The 24295-nt window shown below is 70.9% G+C and carries 21 protein-coding genes; 5 read left to right on the top strand and 16 right to left on the bottom strand.

The features are described from left to right. Window positions 1-5 precede the first annotated feature (5 nt). The 5 genes from iolD to iolC are packed head-to-tail and all read right to left on the bottom strand — an operon-like array spanning window position 6 to window position 6309. A complete protein-coding gene (gene iolD / locus MRBLMI12_RS12570) occupies window positions 6-1919 on the bottom strand; it encodes a 3D-(3,5/4)-trihydroxycyclohexane-1,2-dione acylhydrolase (decyclizing) (protein WP_363356811.1) in 1914 nt (637 codons plus the stop codon). Beyond that, window positions 1919-2833, bottom strand: a complete 915-nt coding sequence (iolB, locus tag MRBLMI12_RS12565; protein WP_363356810.1) for a 5-deoxy-glucuronate isomerase — start codon at window positions 2831-2833, stop codon at window positions 1919-1921. The genes iolD and iolB overlap by 1 nt, the downstream gene beginning before the upstream one ends. A 41-nt stretch (window positions 2834-2874) precedes the next feature. Continuing rightward, window positions 2875-4428, bottom strand: a complete 1554-nt coding sequence (locus tag MRBLMI12_RS12560; RefSeq protein WP_363356809.1) for a CoA-acylating methylmalonate-semialdehyde dehydrogenase — start codon at window positions 4426-4428, stop codon at window positions 2875-2877. Window positions 4429-4456: 28 nt separating this feature from the next. Then, complete coding sequence (locus MRBLMI12_RS12555) at window positions 4457-5353, bottom strand: class I fructose-bisphosphate aldolase (protein ID WP_363356808.1); 897 nt, start codon at window positions 5351-5353, stop codon at window positions 4457-4459. Then, window positions 5350-6309, bottom strand: a complete 960-nt coding sequence (gene iolC / locus MRBLMI12_RS12550; protein WP_363356807.1) for a 5-dehydro-2-deoxygluconokinase — start codon at window positions 6307-6309, stop codon at window positions 5350-5352. The genes MRBLMI12_RS12555 and iolC overlap by 4 nt, the downstream gene beginning before the upstream one ends. Before the next feature lie 172 nt (window positions 6310-6481). Between iolC and MRBLMI12_RS12545 the strand changes: the two genes are divergently transcribed. After that, window positions 6482-7240, top strand: a complete 759-nt coding sequence (locus MRBLMI12_RS12545; protein ID WP_349426218.1) for a GntR family transcriptional regulator — start codon at window positions 6482-6484, stop codon at window positions 7238-7240. Between the two features lie 70 nt (window positions 7241-7310). Here the strand turns inward: MRBLMI12_RS12545 and MRBLMI12_RS12540 are convergent, their stop codons facing one another. The 5 genes from MRBLMI12_RS12540 to MRBLMI12_RS12520 form a co-directional block, all read right to left on the bottom strand. Next, window positions 7311-8240: a cation-transporting ATPase gene (locus MRBLMI12_RS12540; RefSeq protein WP_363356806.1), complete on the bottom strand. Its 930-nt coding sequence runs from the start codon at window positions 8238-8240 to the stop codon at window positions 7311-7313. Between the two features lie 253 nt (window positions 8241-8493). After that, window positions 8494-9234 (bottom strand): cupin domain-containing protein, encoded by a 741-nt coding sequence (locus MRBLMI12_RS12535; protein WP_363356805.1) that lies wholly within the window; start codon window positions 9232-9234, stop codon window positions 8494-8496. Window positions 9235-9255: 21 nt separating this feature from the next. After that, the gene (locus MRBLMI12_RS12530) at window positions 9256-10170 is read right to left on the bottom strand and encodes a PmoA family protein (RefSeq protein WP_363356804.1); all 915 of its coding nucleotides are present in this window, start codon (window positions 10168-10170) and stop codon (window positions 9256-9258) included. Beyond that, window positions 10167-11276 (bottom strand): Gfo/Idh/MocA family protein, encoded by a 1110-nt coding sequence (locus MRBLMI12_RS12525; protein WP_363356803.1) that lies wholly within the window; start codon window positions 11274-11276, stop codon window positions 10167-10169. The genes MRBLMI12_RS12530 and MRBLMI12_RS12525 overlap by 4 nt, the downstream gene beginning before the upstream one ends. A gap of 22 nt (window positions 11277-11298) precedes the next feature. After that, complete coding sequence (locus MRBLMI12_RS12520) at window positions 11299-12612, bottom strand: ABC transporter substrate-binding protein (RefSeq protein ID WP_363356802.1); 1314 nt, start codon at window positions 12610-12612, stop codon at window positions 11299-11301. A 134-nt stretch (window positions 12613-12746) separates the two neighbouring features. Here MRBLMI12_RS12520 and MRBLMI12_RS12515 point away from each other — a divergent pair, with 134 nt between their 5' ends. After that, on the top strand, window positions 12747-13754 hold the full coding sequence (locus MRBLMI12_RS12515) for a LacI family DNA-binding transcriptional regulator (RefSeq protein WP_363356800.1): 1008 nt from the start codon (window positions 12747-12749) through the stop codon (window positions 13752-13754). A gap of 32 nt (window positions 13755-13786) precedes the next feature. Here the strand turns inward: MRBLMI12_RS12515 and panB are convergent, their stop codons facing one another. The 4 genes from panB to MRBLMI12_RS12495 form a co-directional block, all read right to left on the bottom strand. Further along, window positions 13787-14647: a 3-methyl-2-oxobutanoate hydroxymethyltransferase gene (gene panB / locus MRBLMI12_RS12510; RefSeq protein ID WP_363356799.1), complete on the bottom strand. Its 861-nt coding sequence runs from the start codon at window positions 14645-14647 to the stop codon at window positions 13787-13789. Beyond that, window positions 14647-15498 (bottom strand): pantoate--beta-alanine ligase, encoded by an 852-nt coding sequence (gene panC / locus MRBLMI12_RS12505; RefSeq protein WP_363357052.1) that lies wholly within the window; start codon window positions 15496-15498, stop codon window positions 14647-14649. Before panC ends, panB begins: the two co-directional genes overlap by 1 nt. Next, a complete protein-coding gene (locus MRBLMI12_RS12500) occupies window positions 15495-16289 on the bottom strand; it encodes a DUF2520 domain-containing protein (protein WP_363356798.1) in 795 nt (264 codons plus the stop codon). The genes panC and MRBLMI12_RS12500 overlap by 4 nt, the downstream gene beginning before the upstream one ends. Window positions 16290-16357: 68 nt before the next feature. Further along, window positions 16358-17815 carry a purine-cytosine permease family protein gene (locus tag MRBLMI12_RS12495; RefSeq protein WP_363356797.1) on the bottom strand — a complete coding sequence of 486 codons (1458 nt, stop codon included), beginning with the start codon at window positions 17813-17815 and terminating at the stop codon, window positions 16358-16360. A gap of 123 nt (window positions 17816-17938) precedes the next feature. Between MRBLMI12_RS12495 and MRBLMI12_RS12490 the strand changes: the two genes are divergently transcribed. The 3 genes from MRBLMI12_RS12490 (at window position 17939) to MRBLMI12_RS12480 (ending at window position 21400) form a co-directional block, all read left to right on the top strand. After that, window positions 17939-18571 (top strand): TetR family transcriptional regulator, encoded by a 633-nt coding sequence (locus tag MRBLMI12_RS12490; protein ID WP_363356796.1) that lies wholly within the window; start codon window positions 17939-17941, stop codon window positions 18569-18571. A gap of 148 nt (window positions 18572-18719) precedes the next feature. Beyond that, the gene (helR, locus tag MRBLMI12_RS12485; RefSeq protein ID WP_363356795.1) at window positions 18720-20858 is read left to right on the top strand and encodes an RNA polymerase recycling motor ATPase HelR; all 2139 of its coding nucleotides are present in this window, start codon (window positions 18720-18722) and stop codon (window positions 20856-20858) included. Window positions 20859-20935: 77 nt separating this feature from the next. Then, complete coding sequence (locus MRBLMI12_RS12480; protein WP_363356794.1) at window positions 20936-21400, top strand: hypothetical protein; 465 nt, start codon at window positions 20936-20938, stop codon at window positions 21398-21400. A gap of 82 nt (window positions 21401-21482) precedes the next feature. On the opposite strand, the gene MRBLMI12_RS12475 is transcribed toward MRBLMI12_RS12480, so the two are convergent. Together MRBLMI12_RS12475 and MRBLMI12_RS12470 are read right to left on the bottom strand one after the other, a co-directional pair. Next, on the bottom strand, window positions 21483-22862 hold the full coding sequence (locus MRBLMI12_RS12475; RefSeq protein ID WP_363356793.1) for an L-serine ammonia-lyase: 1380 nt from the start codon (window positions 22860-22862) through the stop codon (window positions 21483-21485). Beyond that, complete coding sequence (locus MRBLMI12_RS12470; protein WP_363356792.1) at window positions 22862-24262, bottom strand: DUF3100 domain-containing protein; 1401 nt, start codon at window positions 24260-24262, stop codon at window positions 22862-22864. Before MRBLMI12_RS12470 ends, MRBLMI12_RS12475 begins: the two co-directional genes overlap by 1 nt. Between the last annotated feature and the right edge of the window lie 33 nt (window positions 24263-24295).

The following is a 24295-nucleotide window of genomic DNA, read 5'->3' as shown; positions in this document are numbered from 1 at the left end:
CCGGCTCAGCCGAGCAGCGGGCGCTGAGCCTTCTGCTGCGACAGGTACGCGTCGCGGGCCTCCTGCGTGCTGTCGAGCGTCGAGACCTCGGCGACAGGCACATCCCACCAGCCGGCACCGTCGGGGGCGTAGATCAGCGGGTCGCTGTTGATGTGGATGAACGTGGACCGGTCGGATGCCTTCGCCTGCGCGACGGCCGCCTTCAGGTCGTCGATGGCGGAGGTGCCGGGCTCGACCTCGATGACGTCGAGGCCGTAGCTGCGCGCGTTCATCGCGAGATCGACGGGCAGGACCTTCCCGCCCTGGAAGTTGCGGGCCTCGCCGTCGTACTCGCGGTACCAGGTGCCGAAGCGCTCGGAGCCGACCGTCTCGGAGAGGTGCCCGATCGACGCGAAGCCGTGGTTCTGAATCAGCACCACGATGATCTTGATGCCCTCGGCGACCGCGGTCACGAGCTCGGTGTTGAGCATGAGGTACGACCCGTCGCCGACCATCACGATGACGTCGCGGTCGTCGCCGTCGGCGAGGAGCCCGCGCTTGGCCCCGAGCCCGCCCGCGATCTCGTAGCCCATGCACGAGAACGCGTACTCGACGTGGTAGCCCAGCGGGTCGCGGACGCGCCACAGCTTATGGAGGTCGCCCGGCAGCGAACCCGCGGCCTGCACGACGACATCCTCGGGGGCGCTGGCGGACTGCACCACGCCGAGGATCTCGGGCTGGCCGGGCAGCGCGCGCCCCGAGGGCGCGAACGCCGCGTCGACCGCGGCATCCCACTCCGCCTTCTCGCGCGCGATGCGCTCGGCGTACCCGCCCGCGACCGCGACGCCCTCGAGCTCGAGGGCGAGCGCCGCCAGCGCCTCGCGGGCGTCGGAGATCACGGGCAGCTGCGAGCCGTGCTTGTACGCGTCGAACGAGGCGACGTTGATGTTGACGAACACGACATCGGGGTTCTGGAACGCGGTGCGCGACGCGGTGGTGAAGTCGCTGTAGCGCGTGCCGATGCCGATGATGACGTCGGCATCGGCAGCCAGGCGATTGGCCGCGAGCGTGCCGGTCGCTCCGACCCCTCCGAGGTTCTGCGGGTGGTCCCAGTTCAGGGCGCCGCCGCCGGCCTGCGTGGTGCCGACCGGGATGCCGGTGGCCTCGACGAGCGCGCGGAGCTGGTCTTCGGCGCCGGAGTAGATCACGCCGCCGCCCGCGACGATGAAGGGGTTCTTCGCGCCGCGGATCGCCGCGACGGCACGAGCCAGTGCACCGCGCTCGGGCAGCGGACGACGGAGGTGCCACTCGCGGTCCTGCAGGAACTCGACGGGCACGTCGAGCGCCTCGGCCTGCACGTCCTCGGGGAGGGCGATCGTCACGGCGCCCGTCTCGACGGGGTCGGTGAGCACCCGCATCGCCGCGAGGGCGATCGAGTACAGCTGCTCGGGCCGCTGCACGCGGTCGAAGAACCGAGACAGCGGGCGGAACGCGTCGTTCACGGTCAGGCCGATATCCCACGGCTGCTCGAGCTGCTGCAGCACGGGGTCGGCGACCCGGGTCGCGAAGGTGTCGCTGGGAAGCAGCAGCGCCGGGAGGCGATTGGCTGTCGCGAGGGCGGCGGCGGTCAGCATGTTCGCCGCGCCCGGACCCACCGAGGCGGCCGACGCGTACGTTCCGCGTCGCCGGTGCATGCGCGCGTAGCCGACGGCCTGATGCACCATCGCCTGCTCGTTGCGGGCCTGGTGGTACGGCATCAGGGAGGGATCCTCGACGTTCAGCTGCTTGAGCGCCTGGCCGATGCCCGCGACATTGCCGTGGCCGAAGATGCCGAACATGCCGGGGATCGTGCGCTCGCGGATCTCGCCGTCGACGGTCCACTGGTGGGCCAGGAACTCCACGAGCGCCTGGCTGACCGTCATCCGTTTCGTCGCGCCCATCAGCTGCGACCCTCCTTGTGCTCGGTGAACGGCAGCCGCTCGTCGATGGTCTGCCCGGTCCAGGTGTCCCGCACCCAGGCGTGCGCGGGGTCGTCGCTGATCAGCCACTGGCGCTCGGGATCGGGGCCGGCCATGACGTTGAGGTAGTACAGGTCGTAGCCCGGAGCCGCGACGGCCGGTCCGTGGTACCCGAAGGGCACGAGCGCGATGTCGCCGGTGCGCACCATCGCGTTGATGTCGATCTCACCCGCGGGCGAGGAGTAGGTGCTGAACATGCCGAAAGCGGCATCCGCCGCCGACGGCGCCCCCGCCACCGGCGCCGTCTCGAAGTAGTAGATCTCCTCGAGGCGCGACTCGTGACCGGGCACGTGCTCGTCGTGCTTGTGCGGCGGGTACGACGACCAGTTCTCAGCCGGCGTGATCACCTCGCACACGATGAGACGGGCCGCGTCGATCGCGCGCGGGGTGCCGAAGTTGTGCACCTGGCGGCTCGAGCGCCCGGCCCCCCGCAGTTCGACGAAGGTGTCGGATGGCGGGACGTACTGCCAGTGCCGCGCCTCGGTCGTCGGCGCCTCGGCGATCGCCACGCGCCCGCGGCCGCGGATCTCCGCCGTTGTTCCCGTAGGGAGGTACAGCACGTCCGTCGGGCCGTCGAACACGGAGCGCCGGCCGCGCAGTCGGGTCTCCCACTCCCCCGGGTCGTGGCGGTGCAGCACACTGAACGATCCGGCGAGCGGGACGACGATCCGCTCCACACCCCGGTCGTCGAGCGTCAGCGACTGTCCCTCTGCGATCTCGGCGACACGGATGCCGGTGTGCTGCCATCCGGCAATCGATGCGTCCACGACGCTCTCCCACCCCTCCCGGGCGAGGTCGCCGCGGCGGTGGAACCAGCGCTGGTCCGTAGTGCTCATCTCGTGCTCTCGTGAATCGATCGTATGGACGGATGCCGAGGTCAGTTGTTCTGGGGGAAGCCGAGGTTGATGCCGCCGTGGTGGGCGGGGTCGAGCCAGCGGCTGGTGATGGCTTTCTCGCGGGTGTAGAAGTCGAAGCCGTGGACGCCGTAGGCCTTGGCGTCGCCGAACAGCGACTGCTTCCAGCCGCCGAAGGAGTGGTAGGCGACGGGGACGGGGATGGGAACGTTGATGCCGATCATGCCGACCTGCACCTCGTTCTGGAACCGGCGGGCGGCGCCGCCGTCGTTGGTGAAGATGGCGGTGCCGTTGCCGAACCGGCCCGAGTTGATCAGCTCGAGACCCTCGTCGTACGACTGCACGCGCACGACGGAGAGGACCGGTCCGAAGATCTCCTCCTGGTAGGCGCGGCTGGTGGTGGGGATGTCGTCGATCAGGGTGGGGCCGAAGAAGAACCCATCCTCGTGCCCCTCGACGGTGAAGCCCCGGCCATCGACGACGATCTTCGCGCCGTCCGCCTCGGCGATGTCGACGTAACTCGAGACCTTGTCGCGGTGCACGTCGGTGATCAACGGCCCCATGTCGGGCTCGACGCCGTCAACGCCCGCGCCGTTGCCGATGCGCAGCTTCGCGATCCGCTCCTGGATCTTGGCGATGAGGTCGTCGGCGACCGGCTCGACGGCGAGCACGACGCTGATGGCCATGCAGCGTTCGCCGGCGGCACCGTAGCCCGCATTGACGGCCTGGTCGGCCACGAGGTCGAGGTCGGCATCGGGCAGCACCAGCATGTGGTTCTTCGCGCCACCCAGCGCCTGCACCCGCTTGCCATGCTTCGACGCCGTCTCGTAGATGTACTGCGCGATCGGGGTGGACCCGACGAACGAGATGGAGGCCACGTCGGGGCTCTCGAGAAGACCGTCGACGGCGAGCTTGTCGCCCTGCAGCACCGTGAACACGCCGTCCGGCAGCCCGGCTTCACGCCACAGCGCCGCGAGCCACAGCGCCGCCGACGGATCCTTCTCGGACGGCTTGAGCACGACGGCGTTGCCGGCCGCGATGGCGATCGGGAAGAACCACATCGGCACCATCGCCGGGAAGTTGAACGGGCTGATGATGCCGACGACCCCGAGCGGCTGCTTCAGCGAGTACACGTCGATCCCGGTCGACGCGTTCTCCGAGAAGGCGCCCTTGATCAGGTGCGGGAACCCGCACGCCAACTCCACGACCTCCTGACCGCGCAGGATCTCCCCCATCGCATCCGAGACCACCTTGCCGTGCTCCGCGGTGATGATCTCCGCCAACTCCCGCTTCCGCGCATTCAACAACTCCCGGAAGCTGAACAACACGCCCTGCCGCCGCGCGATCGACCACCCCGACCACACCTGGAACCCACGCACCGCCGACGCGATCGCCGCGTCGATCTCCGCCTCATCCGCCAACGCCACCCGCGCCGACACCACACCCGTCGCCGGATTGAACACCGGCGCCGTCCGCCCCGACGACGACGGCACCTCCGCACCATCGATCCAATGCGAGATCACCCGCACATCGGCGTCGACGTCGGTCTGCGTGGGGATGGTCTCGGTGATGCTCATGGGTGTGGTCCTTCGTGAGGGGAGGGGTTCAGAGGTCGGTGTGGACGAGGCCGGCCGCGATGTCCACGGCGGCGGCGACGTCGTCGTCGGGCGGGTAGAGGAGTGTGCGGCCGACGGTCAGCCCGCGGACGCCGGGAAGCGACAGCGCGTCCTCCCACGACGCGAACGTCTCGTCGGGATCCACGCCCGAGTCGCCGCCGAGCAGCAGCGTGGGCATGGTGGTGGCCGCCATGACGCGCTCCATGTCGTCGACGACGGGCAGCTTCATCCACGTGTTCGCGCTGGACGCGCCCAGGCCGGAGGCGATCGCGATCGACAGGATGACGGCATCCGTCGACAGGTCGTTGACGACCCGACCGGCGCTGCGGGTGCTGAGGAAGGGCTCGAGCATGATCGGCAGGCCCGCGGTCGACGCCTCGGTGACGGCACCGGCCATCGCCGTGAGCGTCGAGACGGTGCCGGGGTCGGCGAGATCGATGCGCACGAGCGTCTTGGCGAAGTCGATGCCCGAAGCCACCATCGTGCGCACGTCGTAAGCCGTCATGCGGTCGTCCAGCTCGAACGATGCGCCACGCAGGCCGCCGCGGTTCATCGAGCCGACGACGATCTTGTCGTCGAGGAGGCCGAGTACGGCGAGGTCGTCGACGATGTCGGGCGTGCCCAGCACGCCGTCGACGCCCGGTCGGCTCAGCGCCGTGGCCAGCCGGTCGAGCAGGTCGTAGCGGTCGGCCATCGCGGTCGGATTGCCGCCCACCGCGAGGGCGCCGCGGGCGGGATGATCGGCGGCGACGATGAACAGGCGTCCGTCGCCGCGCAGCACGTCGCGACGTCGGCGGACGGTGAGGGCGTCGCGGATCGCCTCCGGCCGGGTCGCCCGGATGTCCCGGAGGCGGGTGAAGTCGTCCTCGGTGAGGAACTGGGTCATCGCAGCGCCCCCGCGTCGAGGATCGCCGTGACCTCCGCCTCGACGGGCATGGCCGTGGAGCACTCCAGGCGGGACGCGACGATCGCGCCGGCGACGTTCGCGAAGCGGAGGATGCGTTCGAGGTCCCACCCCGCGAGCAGGCCGTGGCAGAGGGCGCCGCCGAACGCGTCTCCGGCGCCCAGGCCGTTCACGACCTCCACGGGATACGGCGGCACGACGACGGACTCGTCGCGCGTCTTCGCCAGCACGCCCTTCGGCCCCTGCTTCACGATCGCGAGCTCGACCCCGCGCTCCAGCAGCGCGTCCGCCGCGCGCTCGGGCTCGGTCTCACCGACCGCGACCTCGCACTCCTCGCGGTTGCCCACGGCGACGGTCGCATGCTCGAGGGCCCGCGCCATCTGGACGCTCGCCTCCGCCGGCTCGGCCCAGAACATGGGGCGGTAATCGAGATCGAAGACGGTGTGTCCGCTGGTTCGCGCCTGAAGAGCCGCGTGGTGGGCGGCGCGGCTGGGCTCCTGGCTGAGCCCCGTCGCGGTGAACCACAGGATGCCGGCCGAGCGCACGGCGTCGAGGTCGAGCTCTGCCGGTGCGACGTCCAGGTCGGGCGCCTTCGGCTCGCGGTAGAAGTACAGCGGGAAGTCGTCGGGCGGGAAGATCTCGCAGAAGGTGATGGGCGTCTTCAGCGTCTGGTTCACCCGCACGTAACGGTTGTCCACGCCGAGGCGAGCGAGCTCCGCCAGAAGATAGCGGCCGAAGGGGTCGTCGCCGACGCCCGAGATCAGCGCGACGCGCCGACCGTGTCGCGCGGCGGCGACGCTGACGTTCGCGGCACTGCCGCCGAGGAACTTGCCGAAGGTCTGCACCTCCTCGAGCCCCACGCCGGACTGGAGGGGGTAGATGTCGACACCCAGCCGCCCGAAGGCGAGGACGTCGAACGCAGGGTTGCTCTCGGTCATACTCCGCTGTACAACTCTCCGCGTGCGCCGATCGACGCCCGCATCGGTGGACAATTTGTCCTGACAATAACACAACGATCGAGCCTACGACACTCCGCACCGTGGTCGACTGACAAAGTGGCGACGATGTAGCATTGTCGGGACATTATGCTGTCGGGACTTGGAGTGTGTGATGGCAGACGACGTGGTCAAGCTGGACGACTTGCTCGCCGACCTGGATCGCACCGGTCCGGTGCCGCTGTACTTCCAGGTGTCGAGCGCGATGGAACGAGCGATCCGCTCCGGTGAGATCCCACCGGGCGCGCGCCTCGAGAACGAGATCGCGATCGGCCAGCGTGCGGGACTGTCGCGGCCGACGATCCGGCGCGCGATGGAGGAGCTCGTCGACAAGGGCCTGCTCGTACGGCGGCGAGGCATCGGCACGCAGGTCGTCCAAGGCCAGGTCACCCGTCAGGTCGAGCTGACCAGTCTCTACGAGGACCTCAAGAACTCGCAGCACGAACCGGGAACACTCGTCCTCGAGCACGACACCCGCCCGGCCGATCCGGTGACGGCCGAGGCGCTGCGCGTTCCCGTCGGCTCGGACATCGTCTACCTCCGGCGCCAGCGCTCGACCGACGGCGTGCCGGTCGCGGTGCTCACGAACTACCTGCCGCTCGACTTCGCCGACATCACGACGGAGCAGCTGCAGCAGAAGGGCCTCTACGAGATCATGCGCGCGCGGGGCGTGACGATCCGCGTGGCGAACCAGAAGATCGGCGCTCGCCGCGCGCACGGCGACGAGTCGGGGCTCCTCGACATCGACAAGGGCGGTCCCGTGCTCACCATGGAGCGGGTGGCCTTCGACGCCTCCGGTCGTGCCGTCGAGTTCGGCCACCACTGCTACCGCCCCGACATGTACAGCTTCCAGACGACGCTCGTCGCGAAATAGGCCCTTCCGCGACCGCGGAGGACGGATTCCCCACCCATGTGCGGGATCCACCCATCGCAATGCCGACGGATCAGCCGAAGAGGTCGCCGAGCCCCGGGATCTCGAAGCTCGACAGCTGCTCGCCGATCCCCGAGACGGCCTCCCCCGCACCCGAGACGAGATCGCCCGCACCGCCCAGGTCGACGCCACCTGCGATCGCGTCGAGGTCCACCGCACTCGCGACGGCGTCGAAGTCGATCCCCGTCGCCACCGCCTGCGCCAGCAGCGGGGCCGCGACGGCGCTCACCACGGCGGCACCCGCGACCGCACCCAGCAGCCCGCCGGCACCGACGAGCGCGGCGCTCTTCGCCATCCCACCGCCCTGCGGTGCCCGGCTGCCGCGACCGACCCGCGCGAGCAGCCCGGCCATCGCGCCCGGTCGGAGAGCCTCGGTGCGGGCGGCGGCGCGCGCCAGCTCGGGCGCCTCGGCGGTGCGCGGCTGCTCCGACGGGCGCAGCTCCGAACGCATGCCGGCCTGCACCTGAGCACGCTGCTGCGGCGTCAGCCGTGCGAAGGCCTCGCGGTGGATGGCCTCGACCTGGTGCGGGTCCGACGTCTGCAGCAGGTACTCGTAGCGTGCGATCGCGGCGCGGTCCGCGGCGGTCGGGGTGACAGCGCTTCCCGGCACGGCGGGAGCCGACGGCGCCGGAGGAGTGACGCCGAGGACGTGCGCCGCAGGAGGCGTGACACCGACCCCGGTCGCCGCAGGAGGCGTGAGGCCGACGCCCGGCGCCGGCGTCGCCGCGGCCGGCGGGGTCCAGCTGCCCGGCGCCGCGGGCGGTGCCGCCGACCGGGGCTCGCCGGTGACGGCGCCGGCGACGTCGCGCACCATCGCGCGCCAGTCGCGTCCGTTGCCGGATGTCTGCGGGCCGGAGGATGTCTGCGAGCCGGAGGAGGACTGCGAGCCCGAGGAGTCCAGTGCCTTGGCGGCGAGGTCGAAGAGGCGGTTGAGAGAGCCCATGGAGGTTCCTTCCTATCGGAGACGTGGCGTGTGAAAGACCGCCAAGGTCTCCTCCGCCCCGAAGGGCCGGCAACCCGGGATCCGGCGCTGGATCCGTAGTGACGAGTGTGCCGCAGGCGGGAGTACTCCCCTTGTGCTCTCCACCCTACGGTCGGCGGCGCATCGCACCGGCCGCTTCGGCGAGCTCATCGGGCTCTCTCAGCGAATTGATCGGATCCGGCTGCGTCGGCCGCGGCATCCGCTCCCCACCGGGTCAACGCGGGACGAGCGCCTCGCTCACGTCGTACGCCCGCAGTCGCCCGCACATGCCGAAGCCGCGCTCGCCTGCCGGCTCGGCGGCGAGGGACACCGTCGCCGAGGCGAGATGCGTCGCCTCGCCGCCGGCGATCGCGCGCGTGATGTCGAGGCTCTTCGCCGCCTGCGCGACCGGGCCGCGCTCCACGATGTCGGACCACGCCGCCGCGCGCTCCCGGACCAGTGCGGCCGCTGCCGCGTGGAACGCTCGCAGCGGGCCGAAGTCCCCGGCGGCCGCGGCGTCGCGGATCACACGGAACCCCTCGACCGCGAGGTCGCGGCGGCGCGACGCGGCGGCCGCTCTCGCCTCCAGCGGCGCATGAGGCAGCGTCGCCGCCGCAGCGTATCGCTCGGGGTCGGCGACGATGTCGGCGGGGAACGTCATGACGGCATCCCCGGCCTCGGGAAGTCCCGCGTTGCCCATGACCACGAGGACCTTCAAACCCCCGTGGTTGACTGCGCGGTGGATCGTCCCGGGCGTGAACCAGACGACGGAGCCTTCGCGCAGCTCGGTCTCGCGGACGCCGGTCGGGTCGACCGTGCGCAGCGCCCCGCGTCCTCCGATCACGACGTAGCACTCGGTCGAGGCCAGGTGCATGTGGGGGCTGCCGCCGCGGAGTCCGTCGGGGCCGAGGTCCTCGTAGACGTCGAGCAGGGTGACGGAGGTCGCTCCGGGAAAGCTCGGGGCGGTGTCGACCACGTTCGCTCCTCTCCTCTTGCCTCAGACTACGACCGGCTGAAGGATGCCGCGCAGCGCGTCGGCGAGCGGCTCCGCGGCATCCGCTCCCCCGTCGCCGATCCCCACCGCGTACCGGAACCGCACCGTCTCGCCCGGGGCGACGACGACCTCTTCGCTGAAGAAGGGGGCGGGGTTCAGCGCGGCGAACTCCGCGGACCGGGCGAACCACTGCGGTGGGTGGTGCGGGTTGGTGGCGTCGTCGAGCATGAGCACGAGCGACGTGGCGTCGCTGTCGTCGTGGTGGCCGACGTAGCCCATCCACTCGAAGCGCGCGCCGCGCACCTCGTCGCCGGCGCCCGAGACGCCGGGGGCGACGAGGGTGCCGTTGGTGAACGAGCGCGGGCCGCGCCAGAACAGCCCGCCGTAGCCGGCGTTGTCACGGCCCCGGGTGGTCGGGGAGCCGATCGCGATCGGCGCAGCGGTGACGTTCGTCAGGCGGGTGTCGAACGTGAGCGCCCACGCGTCTTCCGACACGATCTCGGCGCTCAGCTCCCGCTGCTCGGCGAAGATGTCGTCGCCCGACTCCGTGATCCACCGCAGCGCGTGCGAGACCGCGGCGCGGGCGCCGGACTCCAGCTCGATCTCGCCCTCGTGCTGCTGCACGCCGTTGTTCGGCAACTGCACGTAGAACTGGCCGTGCACGTACGTGGGGCCGCCCCAGAAGTTCTCGTCGTTCACGACCGGCAGCGCCCAGGCGATCCCCTTGTGCCACACGTGGTCATGCGGCCGGAACAGGCTCACCACGTGACCCGCCCGCGTTCGGATCGGGTGAAGGTACGGCTTCGGCGACTCCAGCGCCACCGTCGTGGGCGCGTAGACGTAGGTGAACAGGTCGACGTCCCCGTCGCGGACGCTGACCGCAGAGCCGGACTCATGGGTGACTCGCAGCGCGCTCATACGAGGACCTCCTTGACGGGCGCCCACGGGACGATCCCGCCGCTCATGGAGCGGACGAACGGGTCGGCGCCGGCGAGTTCGCCGGCCTCGACCGTCACGCCGCGGAACGCCGACGCGTATGTGGCCGCCGCGAATTCGATGGTGCGGCGCGCTTCGGTCAGGTCGACCCCGGGAGCCTCTCCCGCCTCGAGTGCGTCGAAGATGGCCGAGATCTGATCGCGGTGGCCGCTGATCGCACCTGAGTCGAGGCCCTCCGCCCAGCGGGCCGTGAGGTGCTCGTGTCCTGGGGCCGGCGTGAACGTCCAGTCCTCGCTGGTGTAGCCGTACAGATGCTGCACCTCGACCGACGCGTACTCGAAGTCGAAGCGCAGCCGGGACGTCTCGTGCGGCGAGACGAGCGAGTTCACCACCGTCGCGAGGGCGTCGTTCTCGAAGCGCACCAGCGCCATCGAGACGTCTTCGGTGTCAGTCGGCCGCAGCTGCCGCGCCGCGAAGGCGCTCACCTGCGACCAGCGGCCGAAGATCGCGAACAGCAGATCGAATTGATGGATGCCGTGGCCCATGGTCGGACCGCCGCCCTCGACATCCCATCGCCCCCGCCACGGCACGTCGAAGTACTCGTCGGGGCGGTGCCACAGCGTCTCGCAGGTGGCGACGAGCGGGCGGCCCAGCTCGCCCGCTCCGGCGAGCGCCGCCAGGTGGCGGGCGGCCGCGCCGAAGCGGTGCTGGAAGACCGTGAGGACCGGCACGCCGGTCTCGGCCTGCACAGCGGCGAGCTCGTCCATCTCGCCGAGGCTGAGCGCCGTGGGCTTCTCGACGAGCGAGGTGACACCGGCGCGCATCGCCTGGATCGCGAGCGGCGTGTGCGTCTGCGGCGGGGTGCAGATGTGCACGAGGTCGAGCCGCTCGTTCGCGAACAGCTCGGCGGCGCCGGGGTAGACCCGGTCGACGCCGAAGCGCTCGGCGAACGCCTCGGCGCGAGCGCGGTCGAGGTCGACCACGCCGGCGATCTCGACGCGCGGCCGCAGGCTTGTCAGGGCGTCGGCATGGGCGTGCGCGATGCCGCCCGTGCCGATGATCCCGACGCGGAGGGGGGAGGAAGACATGAGGGGTCCGTTTCGGTCGTGACTACTGGTTGACGATGACGTCGATCTCGGCGAACAGCTGATCTACCGCGTCGTCGACCGTGATGGTCCCGAAGCCGAGCTCCTGACCGAGCGCCTTGAACTTGGCCTCGACCGAGCCGTAGCCGACGATCGGCACCGGCGGGGCGTCGCCGATGCGATCGGCGATCGACTCCTCGTAGTCGATGATCTGCTGGGCGGTCTCGTCGAGCTCCACGCCTTCGAGCTGCGTCTGGGATGCCGGCATCCCTCGGTTCGTCCCGAAGATGGCGCCCACCTCGGGGCTGTTCACCAGGAAGTCGGTGAACAGGGCGGCGGCCTCGGGGTGCTCCGTGCTCGCCGCAGCGGAGATCAGCATGCCGGCCTTCTTGTACAGGTCCTTGGCTCCTTCTTCCGTGACCGGAGGCGCGACGAGGTTCAGGTCGGGATACGCGTCGCCGAGGTTCGCGAGGTACGGAGCGCCGAAGTTGTCCCACACGATCTCGGTGAGCGCCTGGGCGGAGTCGAAGGCGCCCTTGGGAGAGACCTCCTGGATCCGCTGCTGCGGGGTGACGACGCCGTCTTCCCGCAACGCGCCGCCACGATTCCAGAAGTCGGCGAGGTCCTCCTTGGTGAAGCCGACCTCCCCCTCCTCGGTGAAGACCGACTTGCCCTCGGAGCGGAGCACGAGCTCGAAAGGCTGAATGAAGCCCGTGGGGTCCGCACCGCCCCACACCTCGAGTCCCGCGGCCTCGGCGGCATCCCGGGCCTGGTACAGCCACTCGTCGTACGCCTCCCAGTCGCCACCGGCGAAGGGCTCGACGCCGACCTGGTCGGTGAGGACCACGTTCTCGAACATTCCGATCGCGTTCGTCGAGACGGGCATGCCGGCGATCGTGTCGTTGATCGACGCGATGTCGAGCACGCTCTCGTCGTAGCCGTCGGTGGCGATGAGGTCGCCGACGTAGGGCGTGAGGTCCAGGAGCAGCCCGTTCTCGGAGTACTGGCGGGCGTAGGTCATGTCCATCTGGAACACGTCCGGGAGGTTCTTGCCGGCGGCCTCGGTCTGGCGCTTCTCCCAGTACTCGTCCCACGCCAGGAAGGTCGAGTTCACGGTGATGTTCGGATACTCCTCGTTGAACGCGGCGATCGCCTCGTTGTACATCTCGGCCCGGACGTCGTTTCCCCAGAACGCGAAGTCCAGGGTCACCTCCTCGTCCGGGTCATAGGTGGCTGCGGCTTCGCCGGGTGCCGATCCGGCGCAGCCTGAGAGCGCCAGGCCGAGGGCCGTGACGACCGCCGCAGCGGCGATCGCCGTCTTCTTCCTGCCAGTGAACATCGTCGTCCTTTCCGGGATCCCTGCGCGGTGAGCGTGGGGTGAACCTTCACTTAGTGATCGATCACTAAGTTCGAGAAGTGAGAATAGTGAAGGTTCACAATCTGTGTCAACATGGATGTCGAGGGAAGGCGCCCATGACAGACACCGCAGCGCACCGCCGGCCGACGATCATGGAGGTCGCCCGTCTCGCCGACGTCTCGCATCAGACGGTGTCGCGCTACTTCCGAGCCCCCGACGGACTGAAACCCGCCACCAAGGCGAGGGTGCAGGCCGCGGTCGAGCAGCTGAACTACCGCCCGAACCTCGTCGCCCGTTCCATGCGCACGCGCCGGACCGGCAGGCTCGCGGTAGTGGTGCCGACCCTCGCGTACAGCCCGGCCCGCATGCTCGCCGGCGCCAGTGCCGCCGCGCACGCAGCCGGCTATGCCGTGGAGGTGCTGAGCCTGGAGGGCGGCGCGGACGAGCGCACGCAGCGCGTCGCCGAGCTGGCGGACTCCGGCCAGGTCGACGGCATCGTCGCCTTCGCCCCGGTGAACGCCGCGGCGGAGCTGGAAGCGTCGAGTGGGACTCCGATCGTCGCCTCGGCCGACTTCGACGACGAGATGCGCGGCATCGGCGAACTGGCGGATGCCTCGGCCGTGGGAGAACTGATACGCGGGCTCGCGGACCTCGGGCACCGTCGGTTCCTCCACATCACCGGTGATCTGCAGTTCGCCTCCGCCCGCGCACGACGCGACACCTACCTGGCGGCGATCGAGACGCTCGGGCTGGAATCCTTCGACGTCGTGGAGGGCGACTGGTCCTCGGAATCGGGCATGGCAGCGATCCGGAGCCTGCCCGACCGCGGGCGTCCCACCGCGGTGGTGGCGCCGAACGACCTCGTGGCCGCCGGCGCGATCCGCGGCGCCATCGACCGCGGCTGGGCGGTGCCCGACGACCTCAGCGTCACCGGGTGGGACGACCAGCCGCTCGGGCGCCTGCTGCGTCCGGCGCTGACGACCGTGGAGGTCGACCTCGAGGGCCTGGGCTCACGCGCGATGGCACGGCTCATCAGGGCGCTGCGTGACGAGCCCCTCCCGACCGAGGTCCGACCGATCCACCGCGTCATCTGGCGCGAGTCGACCGGCGCCGCACCGCGCTGACGGGTTCGGACACCGCGGGCCGCGGCATCCGCTCAGTCCGTCGCGGGCGTGGCGAGCGCGTCGCGGGCAGCGGAGACCGCAGCCTCGTTCGCGCTGTACCCGTGCTCGGCGCCGGGGAACACGCCGCCGCGCACCTCCGCCGCGTACGCCGCGACGCCGCCGACCATCTCGTCGCCGACGGCCGCGAAGCGCTTGACGAAGGCCGCCGTCTTACCCTCGGTGATGCCGAGGAGGTCGTGCATCACCAGCACCTGGCCGTCGGCGCGACCCGCGCCGATCCCGATCACGGGGATGTCGAGGGCAGGAAGCACCACGTCGACGACCTCGGCCGGCACCGCCTCGACCACGAGCACGCTGGCGCCGGCCTCCTGCACCGCGACCGCTTCACGGGCGAACCGCGCCGCGGACTCGGCGGTGCGGCCCTGCGCGCGCATGCCGCCGAGCGCCACCGCGGTCTGCGGCGTCAGCCCGACGTGCGCGACGACCGCGATGCCGGCCGCAGCGATCGCGCGGATGCGGCTCAGCCGCGCCTCGCCGCCGCCCTCGAGCTTCACGGCGTCGGCCCCCGCCTCCCGGACGAACCGCACCGCTGTCGCGACCGCCTGCTCGTCCGACACCTCGGTCGAGCCGAACGGCAGATCGCACACGACGAACGCCGACCGCACGCCGCGACGGACCGCGCGGGCGAGCACGAGCATCTCGTCGATCGAGACCGCCACGGTCGAGTCGTAGCCGAGCACCACCTGCGCGCCCGAATCGCCGACGAGCACCATGTCGACCTCGGCCCGCTCGGCGACCCGCGCCGTCGGATAGTCGTAGGCCGTCACCATGACGATGGGCTCGTGGCCGGCCTTCATGTCTTCCAGCCGCCGAAGCGTCACCTGCGGGCGCATCACGAACCTCCTGCGTCGATCACGGTGTTGTCGATGAGCCGCGTCGCGCCGACGCGCGCGGCGATGGCGACCAGTGTCGGGCGATCGACCTGGGGAACCGGCTCGAACGTCTCCGGGTCGACGAACGCGACGTATTCGAGCGCGATCATCCCCTGGGCCAGCACGTCCAGCGCCCGGTCGCGCAGCGCGCGGGAATCACGGATGCCGGATGCCGCGGCATCCGTCACCGCCTGAAGTGCGCGCGGAATGGCCAGCGCGCGTGCGCGCTCATCGGGCGACAGCCGCGCGTTGCGGCTCGAGCGGGCGAGGCCGTCGTCATCGCGGGACGTCGGGCACACGACGAGCTCGACCGGCACGTTGAGGTCGGCGGTCAGCCGGCGCAGCACCGCGACCTGCTGCGCGTCCTTCGCGCCGAAGTAGGCGGCATCGGGGAGCGCTGCGAGCAGCAGCTTCGTCACGACGGTCGCGACGCCGTCGAAGTGCGCGCGCCCGCGCTGGGCGCCCTCGAGGGTCTCGGCGACGGATCCGGTCACGCTCACCGTCGTGGAGAAGCCGTCGGGATACATCTCGCCGCCGTCCGGGGCGAACACCACGTCGACACCGGCTTCCTCGGCGAGCGCGACGTCGCGCTCCTCGGTGCGCGGGTAGGCGGCGAGGTCGGCCTGCTCGGTGAACTGCGCGGGGTTCACGAAGATCGACATCACGACGGTGTCGTTGTCGGCGCGAGCCGCCCGCACGAGCGTGAGGTGTCCCTCGTGCAGCGCGCCCATCGTCGGCACCAGGCCGATGGATCCGCCGCGGCGCTCGCGCAGGGCGGCGCGCAGGTCGGCGACGGTTCGGACGACGATCACCACGAGGTCTCCCCCGCTGCGGGTCCCGAACCACGGACGACCGTCGTGGCGTGCGCGGCGGCCAGTTGCCGCGTCGCCGTGACGAGGGCGTCGAAGAGTTCGGCCTGCTCGGGCATGCGCTCCCGCACCGCCGCGCGCTGGCGTGCCACTGTCTCGTCGTCGCCGCGCGCGATGGGGCCGGTGAGGGCCGAGGCACCGCCGGCATGCCAGTTCTCGACGGTCGCGCGCACGAGCGGTGCGAACGCGTGGCGGGGGACCCCGGCCGTCGCGGCGAGGTCCTCGGCGAACCACTCGAGTGTCACGAGGAAGTTCGAGGCGATCGATGCCGCCGCGTGGTACGCGGCGCGATCGGCGTCGGCGACCTCGAACGGCGCCATCCCCAGGGCGTCCGCGAGGGCACGTGCGGCAGCGTCGGCGCGAGGGGTCGAGCCGGCGACGGCGGCCGGAACCCCGTCGAACGACACGGCCGCACCCGCCACCGTCGTGAGGGGATGGATGCTGAACGCCTCGTGCGGTGCGAGCGGCTCGAGCGTCGACGCACCCGAGAAGTGCCCCACGAGGGGTCCCGGCACGATCACAGCCGCGGCTGCCGCGATCTCGGCATCCGGAACGGCCAGCAGCACGAGATCGGCACCGTCCGCGGTGTCACCGCGGCCGAGCGGTCCGCGCACCTCAGCGCCCGCGGCCCGCAGTGCGGCAGCCATCGACCGGCCGACACGCCCATCGCCGACGATCGCGATCACGCCGAAGGCACCGCGGGCGCGCGCGTGATCGGGGTCGAGGTCCGGCATCGTCGTCGTCTCCCGTCGCGCGCGGTGTAAGTGAACCTCGTTCAAAATACCCCGTTGCGCGGAGGACGTCAGACGCGGGCGGGCCGCCCCGCCTTTCCGAGCGGCGTGCGCAGCAGCACGGTGTAGACGCCGACCGACACCAGCATCCCGACCGGCACCGAGAGATCGACGTAGCCGAGACTCTCGGCGATGGGCCCGGTCCAGACCTCGGTCGACAGGCACAGCGCGGTCGCGATGCCGCCGATCACGACAGCGGCCATGCCCGGGATGCTCCATCCGCCGCTGTACCAGAAGCGGCCGCCGCGCTCCTCGTCGAAGAGCTCGACGCCGTCGTAGCGGTTGCGGCGCATCACGACGTCGGCGACGAATACCGCCATCGTGGGCGCCGAGACGATGACGAGGAACTGCAGCATGAGGTTGACGGCATCCAGAAGGTTCGTCGACAGCACGAGGTAGATGGTGAGCGCGGTGCCGATGACGCCCACCACCACCGCGGCCGGGATGCGGCGGATGGGGATGCCGATGGCCTGCAGCGCCATGCTCGAGGTGTAGGTGGTCATGCCGTTGAGCGCGATGGTGTTCGTGATCACGCCGATGACCAGGACCGGCCCGAGCCACGCGGGCAGCATCGCGAGGAGAGCGGATTCGATGCCGGCCTCCATCACCGCGCCGGCGGCGACGGTCGCCAGCAGCGCTCCGACGATCGTGAACACCATGCCGGGCAGCGCTCCGCCGAGGGCGGTGGCGGAGATGATGTGCGAGGGCTTCGTCGACCGCGGCAGGTATCGCGCGATGTCGGGGCTGTTGATGAACGAGATCGGCGACGAGGCGATGATCGTGAAGCCGATCGTGATCGCCGACCACAGCGGCACGCCCGACAGCGGCTCAGGCTGCTGGAAGCTCCAGTCGACCTGCGGCAGGATGAACGCCGCGACGGTCACGAAGATGACGGCCAGCACGATCGTCAGCCACGAGTAGACGCGCAGGATCAGCGCGTGGCCGTAGACCGCCACGAGCACGGTGAGCGCAGAGATCACGAGCGTCACGGCGATCGGCACGACGACGGGGTCGCTCAGCCCCATTCCCGCGAGCAGGCCCGCGCCCAGGAACGACGACGCGAGCCAGTTGAGCGCCAGGAACACCGCTCCGATCAGCCACCCGGTGAACGCCACGACGGGCTTGTTGCCGATGATGCCGTAGATGGCCCGCGTGATGACCGAACCCGAGGTGCCTGCCGCAGGCCCGCTGATCGCGATGAGGCCGGGGAAGACCCACAGCACCGATCCGGCGATCACGACGAGCACCGCCTGCCACAGTTCCAGCCCGAGCAGCACGAGCGTGGCCCCGACGGTGAAGTTCAGGATGCTGACGCTCGGCGCCGCCCAGACGAAGAAGAGGTCGCGAGCCCGGCCATGACGCTCGCCGGCTCCGATCAGCTCGATGCCGCGCGTCTCGGGCTGGTTCGGGGCGTCCACGAACTCGGCCGGTGGCGCCGGCGCCTGCGCGGTCTGCGGGTGCTGTGACACGGTGATCCTCTCGGGCGGACCGGACGACGTGCTCGGACCGCGGCTTCGTTGCTCTCGGGACACGGTTTCTATTGGCCGTGTGGACAATAGGCTATTGGTCACACATCCAATAGCATGGACGGCATGGTGTCAAGCGGCGATGCGCGACGGGTTCGCAAACGGCCGGAAGAGCGGCGCGAAGAGATCCTGGCGGCCGCGGCCGACATCGCGCTCACCGAGGGCCTCGAGCGCATCACCCTGCGCGCGGTCGCCGACCCGCTCGGCGTGCGTCCGGGGCTGATCACGCACTACTTCCCCGCCGCCGAGGATCTCGTCGTCGCCGCGTTCGCGCGCGCGGCTGCCGCCGAGCGCGCCGAGCTCTTCCCGAGGGAGGGCACCGCGACGCAGCGGCTGGCACGCCTGGTCACCGGGTTCGAGAGCCGAGACTCGTGGGATCTCGCGCGGCTGTGGCTGAATGCCCGCCACCTCTCGCGTTTCAGCCGGCCGCTGAACGAGGCGCTGGTCGAACAGGAGGCGCTCAACCGGGCCGGCATCGTCGACATCATCGCGCACGGCATCAGCGCCGGCGAGTTCGCCACCGTCGATGCGCACGCGGCGGGCATCCGCATCCTGATGGCCGTGGATGGGCAGAGCGCCTCGGTGAACAACAGCCACGATGCCGGTGACGGCGCGCACGAGCAGTTCGTGTCGGACGTCGCCGAGTGGACGCTGGGTCTGGAGCCGGGAACCCTGCGGGCGACCGCCCGTTCGAACTGAGTTCCCCCCCGCCCGCACTTCCAGGATACCGGGCGGAGGGGGCCTTGCGGCAAGGGCCCCCTGGGGGCGCATACTGGTCGATCGCGACGCCACCCCGCCCCTTCCTTCACCGAACGCCGCGTCGCGATGTCCGCCAGGAGCAGATGCCGTGAATCCCATCCAGACCAGCCCTTTCCAGCTGCCCGAACGCCTCTCCGCCAAGTCCGACCCCGCGCTGATCAGCGCTGACGAACGGCAGTTCGCCGCCATCGCCGAGAGCCTCGCCCGCTCCATCGACGGCCTCGAGGAGCGCCTTGCGGAGCTCCGTCGGCGCCCCGGCGGGCACGGGCAGGCCGGTCTCGAGCGCGACCTCGAGATCCATCGCCTCTCGGCACGCCTGCGCGTGCTGCGCCGCTTCACGATGGACGCGTGCCTCGGCCGCATGGTGCCCGCGGACGGCTCCGAGACCGTCTACATCGGCCGCTTCGGACTCACGGATGCCGGTGGCCGGCGCCTCCTCGTCGACTGGCGCACGCCGGCTGCCGAGCCGTTCTTCGCGGCGACCCATGCGCACCCCTCGGGCCTGGTGAGTCGTCGCCGCTACCGGTGGACGGGCGGCCGCGTGACCGACTACTGGGACGAGGTGTTCACGGCCGACGGGTTGGAGCAGAGCGCCGCGCTCGACGACCAGTCCGCGTTCATCGCGAGTCTGGGTGCGAGCCGCTCGCCGCGCATGCGCGACGTGCTGGGGACGATCCAGGCGGATCAGGATGCGATCATCCGCGCCGGCTCGCGTGGCTCGCTGGTCGTCGACGGCGGTCCGGGCACCGGCAAGACGGTGGTGGCGCTTCACCGCGCCGCGTATCTCGTGTACTCCGACCCGCATCTGGGCGAGGGCCGCGGCGGCGTGCTGTTCGTCGGCCCGAGCCCCGCCTACCTGTCGTACGTCGAGGACGTGCTGCCGAGCCTCGGTGAGGAGAGCGTGCAGACGTGCACGCTGCGCGACCTCGTCGCCGAGGGCACGACCGCCGAGCCCGAGCGCGACCCGGTCGTCGAGCGGCTCAAGGCCGATGCGCGCATGGTGGACGCGATCGAGCCGGCGGTGCGACTGTACGAGGAGCCGCCCGCCGATGGCCTCGTCGTCGAGACGCCGTGGGCCGAGCTGTGGCTCAGTCCCGAGGACTGGGCGGAGGCGTTCGTGTCGGCCGAGCCCGGTACGCCGCACAACGAGGCGCGGGACCAGGTCTGGGAGACGGTTCTCGACATCCTCACCGACCAGGCGGACGGCGAGGAGGTGCCGCCGCATCAGCTGCGGCGAGCGCTCGCGCGTCACGAGGAGTTGACCCGAGCGTTCGGGCGTGCGTGGCCGCTGGTGGAGGCATCCGTCCTCGTGTCGGACCTCTGGTCGGTGCCCGCCTACCTGCGCCGCTGCGCACCGTGGCTCACGCCCGAAGAAGCGGCTGTGCTGCAGCGAGGCGACGCCACCGCGTGGACAACGTCGGATCTGCCGCTGCTCGACGCGGCACGGCGCCGGCTCGGCGACCCCGGCGCCTCGCGCCGTCGGCGGGAGCGCGAGGCGAAGCTCGCGCAGGAGCGCGAGTACATGGCGCAGGTGGTCGACCGCCTCAAGGAGGCCGGCGACGAGATCATGCAGTGGCTCGACGGCGACGACCTGCGCAACAGCCTCGTCGACGACTCGGTGGTCGACGCGCACGACCCCGACCTGCTGGCGGGGCCGTTCGCGCACATCATCGTGGACGAGGCGCAGGAGCTCACCGACGCGCAGTGGCGGATGCTGCTGGCGCGCTGCCCGTCGCGCAGCTTCACTGTGGTCGGCGATCGGGCCCAGGCGCGGCACGGGTTCCGAGAGTCGTGGCAGGAGCGACTCGAGCACGCGGGGCTCACCGACGTGAGCATCGCGTCTCTCACCATCAACTACCGCACGCCGAGCGAGGTCATGGCGGAGGCCGAGCCGGTGATCCGCGTCGCGATCCCCGGCGCGAACGTGCCCACGTCGATCCGCTCCAGCGGAGTCCCCGTGCTCCGCGCCGGTGCGGCGGAGCGCGACGGCATCCTGAGCGCCTGGCTCACGGCGCATCCCGAGGGCACCGCCTGTGTCATCGGAGACCCGTCGTTCGTCGCCCAGGACCGCGTGCGCTCGCTGACGCCGGAGCTCGCGAAGGGCCTGGAGTTCGACTTCGTCGTGCTCGTCGAGCCGTCGAGGTTCGGCGAGGGGATCGAGGGCGCGGTGGACCGCTACGTCGCGATGACGCGCGCGACGCAGCAGCTCGCGGTGCTGGAAAGGTAGGTGCGGACCTGATCAGTGAGCCCATCGACGGTGTGCGTGGGCGGGCGTAGTCTGACGCCTATCGGGCAGGAGGGGTCGTGAAGAGGCGGCACGCACACCACGCGATCAGTGAAGACGAGCAGATCGCCCGCTACGCCTACGTTCTGGGGAACGTTCCGGCGAGCGTCGCCGACAAGGCGTACGCAGCCGCGTACTCGCGGCTCTCACCTTCGCAGCGTCAAGAACTCGTCGGCCAGCTGGGCTCGCAGGTGCCCGGCGCGCCGCAGGAAGCAGCATCCGTCGATCCCGAAGCATTTGCCGTGCTCATGCGTGACCTGCGTTCGCGCGACGCCTTCGTGCGCCTCGAGGGTGCCGGTGCTTTCGCGGCCGCATTCGTGGGGAGTCCTCCCATCGCCGCGTACTTCACGGCCGGCGCGGGTTCGGTGACGATCGACCAGCACCCGCCCTGGGTGCACGAACTGGCAGGCCATGAGACGGCCCCGATCGACGGGGGAACGGTTCACCACCGCCGGGCGCAGAGCTATGGCGAGTGGTACGGCTGAAGCCGCGACCCGCAGCGCGGTCCCCGATGCCCCCTGCACCGCCGGCCCGTGAACGGGAACGGGTCGAATCTCGGGGACGGGGTCAGCACTCGACGACGTTGACGGCGAGCCCTGCCGCGCTGGTCTCCTTGTAGCGGGACGACATGTCGGCGCCGGTCTGCCGCATCGTCTCGATCGCGGTGTCGAGGTCGACGATGTGGCTGCCGTCGCCGAGCAGCGCCAGGCGGCTCGCGGTCATCGCCGTCGACGCGGCGACCGCGTTTCGTTCGATGCAGGGGATCTGCACGAGCCCTGACACCGGGTCGCACGTGAGGCCGAGATGGTGCTCGATCGCGATCTCCGCCGCGTTCTCGATCTGCGCGGGCGTGCCGCCGCGCACGGCCGTCAACCCGGCGGCCGCCATTGCGCAGGCGCTGCCGACCTCCGCCTGGCAGCCCGCCTCGGCGCCCGAGATCGAGGCGTTGGCCTTGATGATCGAGCCGATCGCGGTCGCCGTCAGCAGGAACCGGCGGATGAGCTCGGGGGCGAAGCCGGTGGCGGCGACCGACTGGTAGAGCACGGCGGGGAGAACGCCCGCGGCGCCGTTCGTCGGCGCGGTCACCACTCGTCCGCCCGCCGCGTTCTCCTCGTTGACCGCGAGTGCGTAGACCGAGACCGCCTCCGCGGCATCCGTCGACTCACCCCGTTCGGCGAGTCGGCGCCACGCCGCGGCCGCCCGGCGCGGCACGCGCAGGCCGCCCGGCAGCACGCCGTCGGAGTGGAGGCCGCGCTCGATGCACGCCCGCATCGCCATCCAGATCGCATCGAGCCCGCGTCGGGCCGCGACCGCGCCGTGAACGGCGACCTCGGCCTCCCAGGCGACATCCGCGATGCTGCGTCCGCGCGAGAGGTCGAGCAGCTCCCGCATGCTGTGAAAGGCGGGGGCCGCCGACGTCACCGGCCGGGGGTCCGCCGACTCCGCCACGGTGGGCTCGCCGAGACGCCGGATGAAGCCGCCGCCGACCGACAGATACGTCTCCTCGACGACGCCGCCCCCGGCGAGCTCCGCGAGCAGCGTGAGGGAGTTCGGATGCCCGTGCGGACGCTCGCGCGGCGCGAACGTCATGTCGCCGCGTGCGAACCGCACGCCGCCGATGTCGAGCACACGACCCGTCTCGAGAAGCGCCCAGGCGCCGTGGACGACCGCCGGGTCGACGGTCTCGGGGCGGTGTCCGCGGAGGCCGGCGATGACGGCATCCGGAGTTCCGTGTCCCACTCCCGTCGCGGCGAGCGAGCCGTCGAGGCGGCAGCCGAACCGGACCACGGCTGCCAGGACCCCGCCGTCGGCGAGACGGTCGCGGAAGTCGGCGGCCGCACGCATCGGGCCGACGGTGTGCGAGCTCGAGGGGCCGATGCCGATCGAGAAGAGGTCGAGCGCGGAGGTGTACACCCCGCGCTCGACCTGGACGGCGGTGCCGGTCATCAGCCCCACAGTCCCAGCGCGAACTCGGCGACGATCGCCGAGAGGATGAACGACGCCGTGATGGCGACCGTCCCGACGGGGATGATCTTCCAGCCGATGCTCTTGAGCATCGGCAGGTCCTTGCCGAGGCTCAAGCCTGCGATCGTCAGCATCACGGTGATGAGCGAGAGGAAGTCGATGGTGTCCGAGACCGTCGTGAACCACCCGGCGACGGGTGAGATCGGCGACGTGAGGAACGCGCCCACCGTCATCACGACGATGATCGCCGGCACCTTGCCGCGGGTCACCTTGGCGAGGCCGATTCCGCCCGCGACCAGTGCGCCCATGACGAGGTACGCGATCACCATGTCCCACGAGAAGCCCTTCGCCGCGATCGCGGCGACGACCAGGCCCGCGAAGCCGATGATGAGCAGCGACACCCAGAGCGGCACGCGCACGTTCGGCTTCTCGAGCACCGTCTCGGCCACGGTCTTGACCGCCGCCGTCGGCATGGCGCCCTTGGCCTTCGACCGTCGGCCCGGCAGCGCCGCGTCCTTGTTGCGGGTGAGGAGCTTGTAGAAGCGGTCGGCGAGGGGCAGCGACACCCAGACCCCGATGTAGATGCCGAGCACCCCCGTGATCAGGTTCGAGGTGGCGGCGAGCGCGAGCACCTGGTCCTGCATGTCGGGGTGGGCCGACACGATGACGGATGCCGCGGCCGCCATCATCGATCCCGAGCCGACGCCCGCACCCATCGCGAGGGCGAGCGGGTCGAAGATGCCGAGCGAAGCGGCGATCGAGGCGATGAGGCTCACGATGACGGCGCCGAAGATGGTGCCGAAGACGTACATCGACAGGACTCCGCGGTACTGCGGCGAGTCGGAGCCGTAGCGCTCGCTCACCATCGCGAACGAGCCCTCACGGTCGATCGAGAACGTGGCGCCGACGGTCGCCGGCCCCATGCGCAGCAGCACCGCGAGCGGGAGCGCCAGTGCGATGGTGCCGAACAGGTGACCGACCTCCTGCAGCAGCAGCGCGGGGCCGGCCTGCAGGAGCAGCGGGATGTTCGGGCCGATCGTGAACGACAGGCGCGCGCAGAGGAAGAGCACGGCGACGCCCATGATCACGGTGGCCGCCTGCTGCAGGTCGATCGGCAGCGGCTTGAGACGCTGCCCCGAGACGACGGCGCCCGCGGTGATGCCCCAGATCATCGGCAGCAGCGTCACCGACGCGATGCCGATAGGGATGACGATCGGCCCGATCGCCTGCGCAGCCGCCGAGATGGCGACGACGAGTGCGATGAGGATCCACAGCCGCGGGCTGCGGAATCCGAGGGCTATGACGGATGCCGTCTGCTGAAGGCGGCTGGGAGACTGCGGTCCTGTCGAGGCGACGTTGCCTTCGTGGGTGGGAGCGGTCATGTCGGGTTCTCCAGGTGGGGAGGCGGTACGGTC

It is taken from the genome of Microbacterium sp. LMI12-1-1.1, from assembly GCF_040676455.1.
Taxonomy (GTDB): domain Bacteria; phylum Actinomycetota; class Actinomycetes; order Actinomycetales; family Microbacteriaceae; genus Microbacterium.
The sequence above is the reverse complement of the archived record's forward strand: the minus strand, read 5'-3'. Positions and strand labels throughout refer to the sequence as shown.

What these genes read in the sequence shown, in the direction of transcription:
- MRBLMI12_RS12515 (WP_363356800.1), top strand. Translation starts at nt 12,747, where the DNA reads ATGACAGACACCGCAGCGCACCGCCGGCCGACGATCATGGAGGTCGCC.
- MRBLMI12_RS12530 (WP_363356804.1), bottom strand. Translation starts at nt 10,170, where the DNA reads ATGAGCGCGCTGCGAGTCACCCATGAGTCCGGCTCTGCGGTCAGCGTC.
- MRBLMI12_RS12560 (WP_363356809.1), bottom strand. Translation starts at nt 4,428, where the DNA reads ATGAGCATCACCGAGACCATCCCCACGCAGACCGACGTCGACGCCGAT.
- iolD (WP_363356811.1), bottom strand. Translation starts at nt 1,919, where the DNA reads ATGGGCGCGACGAAACGGATGACGGTCAGCCAGGCGCTCGTGGAGTTC.
- panB (WP_363356799.1), bottom strand. Translation starts at nt 14,647, where the DNA reads ATGCGCCCGCAGGTGACGCTTCGGCGGCTGGAAGACATGAAGGCCGGC.
- MRBLMI12_RS12500 (WP_363356798.1), bottom strand. Translation starts at nt 16,289, where the DNA reads ATGCCGGACCTCGACCCCGATCACGCGCGCGCCCGCGGTGCCTTCGGC.
- MRBLMI12_RS12540 (WP_363356806.1), bottom strand. Translation starts at nt 8,240, where the DNA reads ATGGGCTCTCTCAACCGCCTCTTCGACCTCGCCGCCAAGGCACTGGAC.
- MRBLMI12_RS12545 (WP_349426218.1), top strand. Translation starts at nt 6,482, where the DNA reads ATGGCAGACGACGTGGTCAAGCTGGACGACTTGCTCGCCGACCTGGAT.
- MRBLMI12_RS12490 (WP_363356796.1), top strand. Translation starts at nt 17,939, where the DNA reads ATGGTGTCAAGCGGCGATGCGCGACGGGTTCGCAAACGGCCGGAAGAG.
- MRBLMI12_RS12470 (WP_363356792.1), bottom strand. Translation starts at nt 24,262, where the DNA reads ATGACCGCTCCCACCCACGAAGGCAACGTCGCCTCGACAGGACCGCAG.
- MRBLMI12_RS12475 (WP_363356793.1), bottom strand. Translation starts at nt 22,862, where the DNA reads ATGACCGGCACCGCCGTCCAGGTCGAGCGCGGGGTGTACACCTCCGCG.
- MRBLMI12_RS12520 (WP_363356802.1), bottom strand. Translation starts at nt 12,612, where the DNA reads ATGTTCACTGGCAGGAAGAAGACGGCGATCGCCGCTGCGGCGGTCGTC.
- MRBLMI12_RS12525 (WP_363356803.1), bottom strand. Translation starts at nt 11,276, where the DNA reads ATGTCTTCCTCCCCCCTCCGCGTCGGGATCATCGGCACGGGCGGCATC.
- iolC (WP_363356807.1), bottom strand. Translation starts at nt 6,309, where the DNA reads ATGACCGAGAGCAACCCTGCGTTCGACGTCCTCGCCTTCGGGCGGCTG.
- iolB (WP_363356810.1), bottom strand. Translation starts at nt 2,833, where the DNA reads ATGAGCACTACGGACCAGCGCTGGTTCCACCGCCGCGGCGACCTCGCC.
- MRBLMI12_RS12555 (WP_363356808.1), bottom strand. Translation starts at nt 5,353, where the DNA reads ATGACCCAGTTCCTCACCGAGGACGACTTCACCCGCCTCCGGGACATC.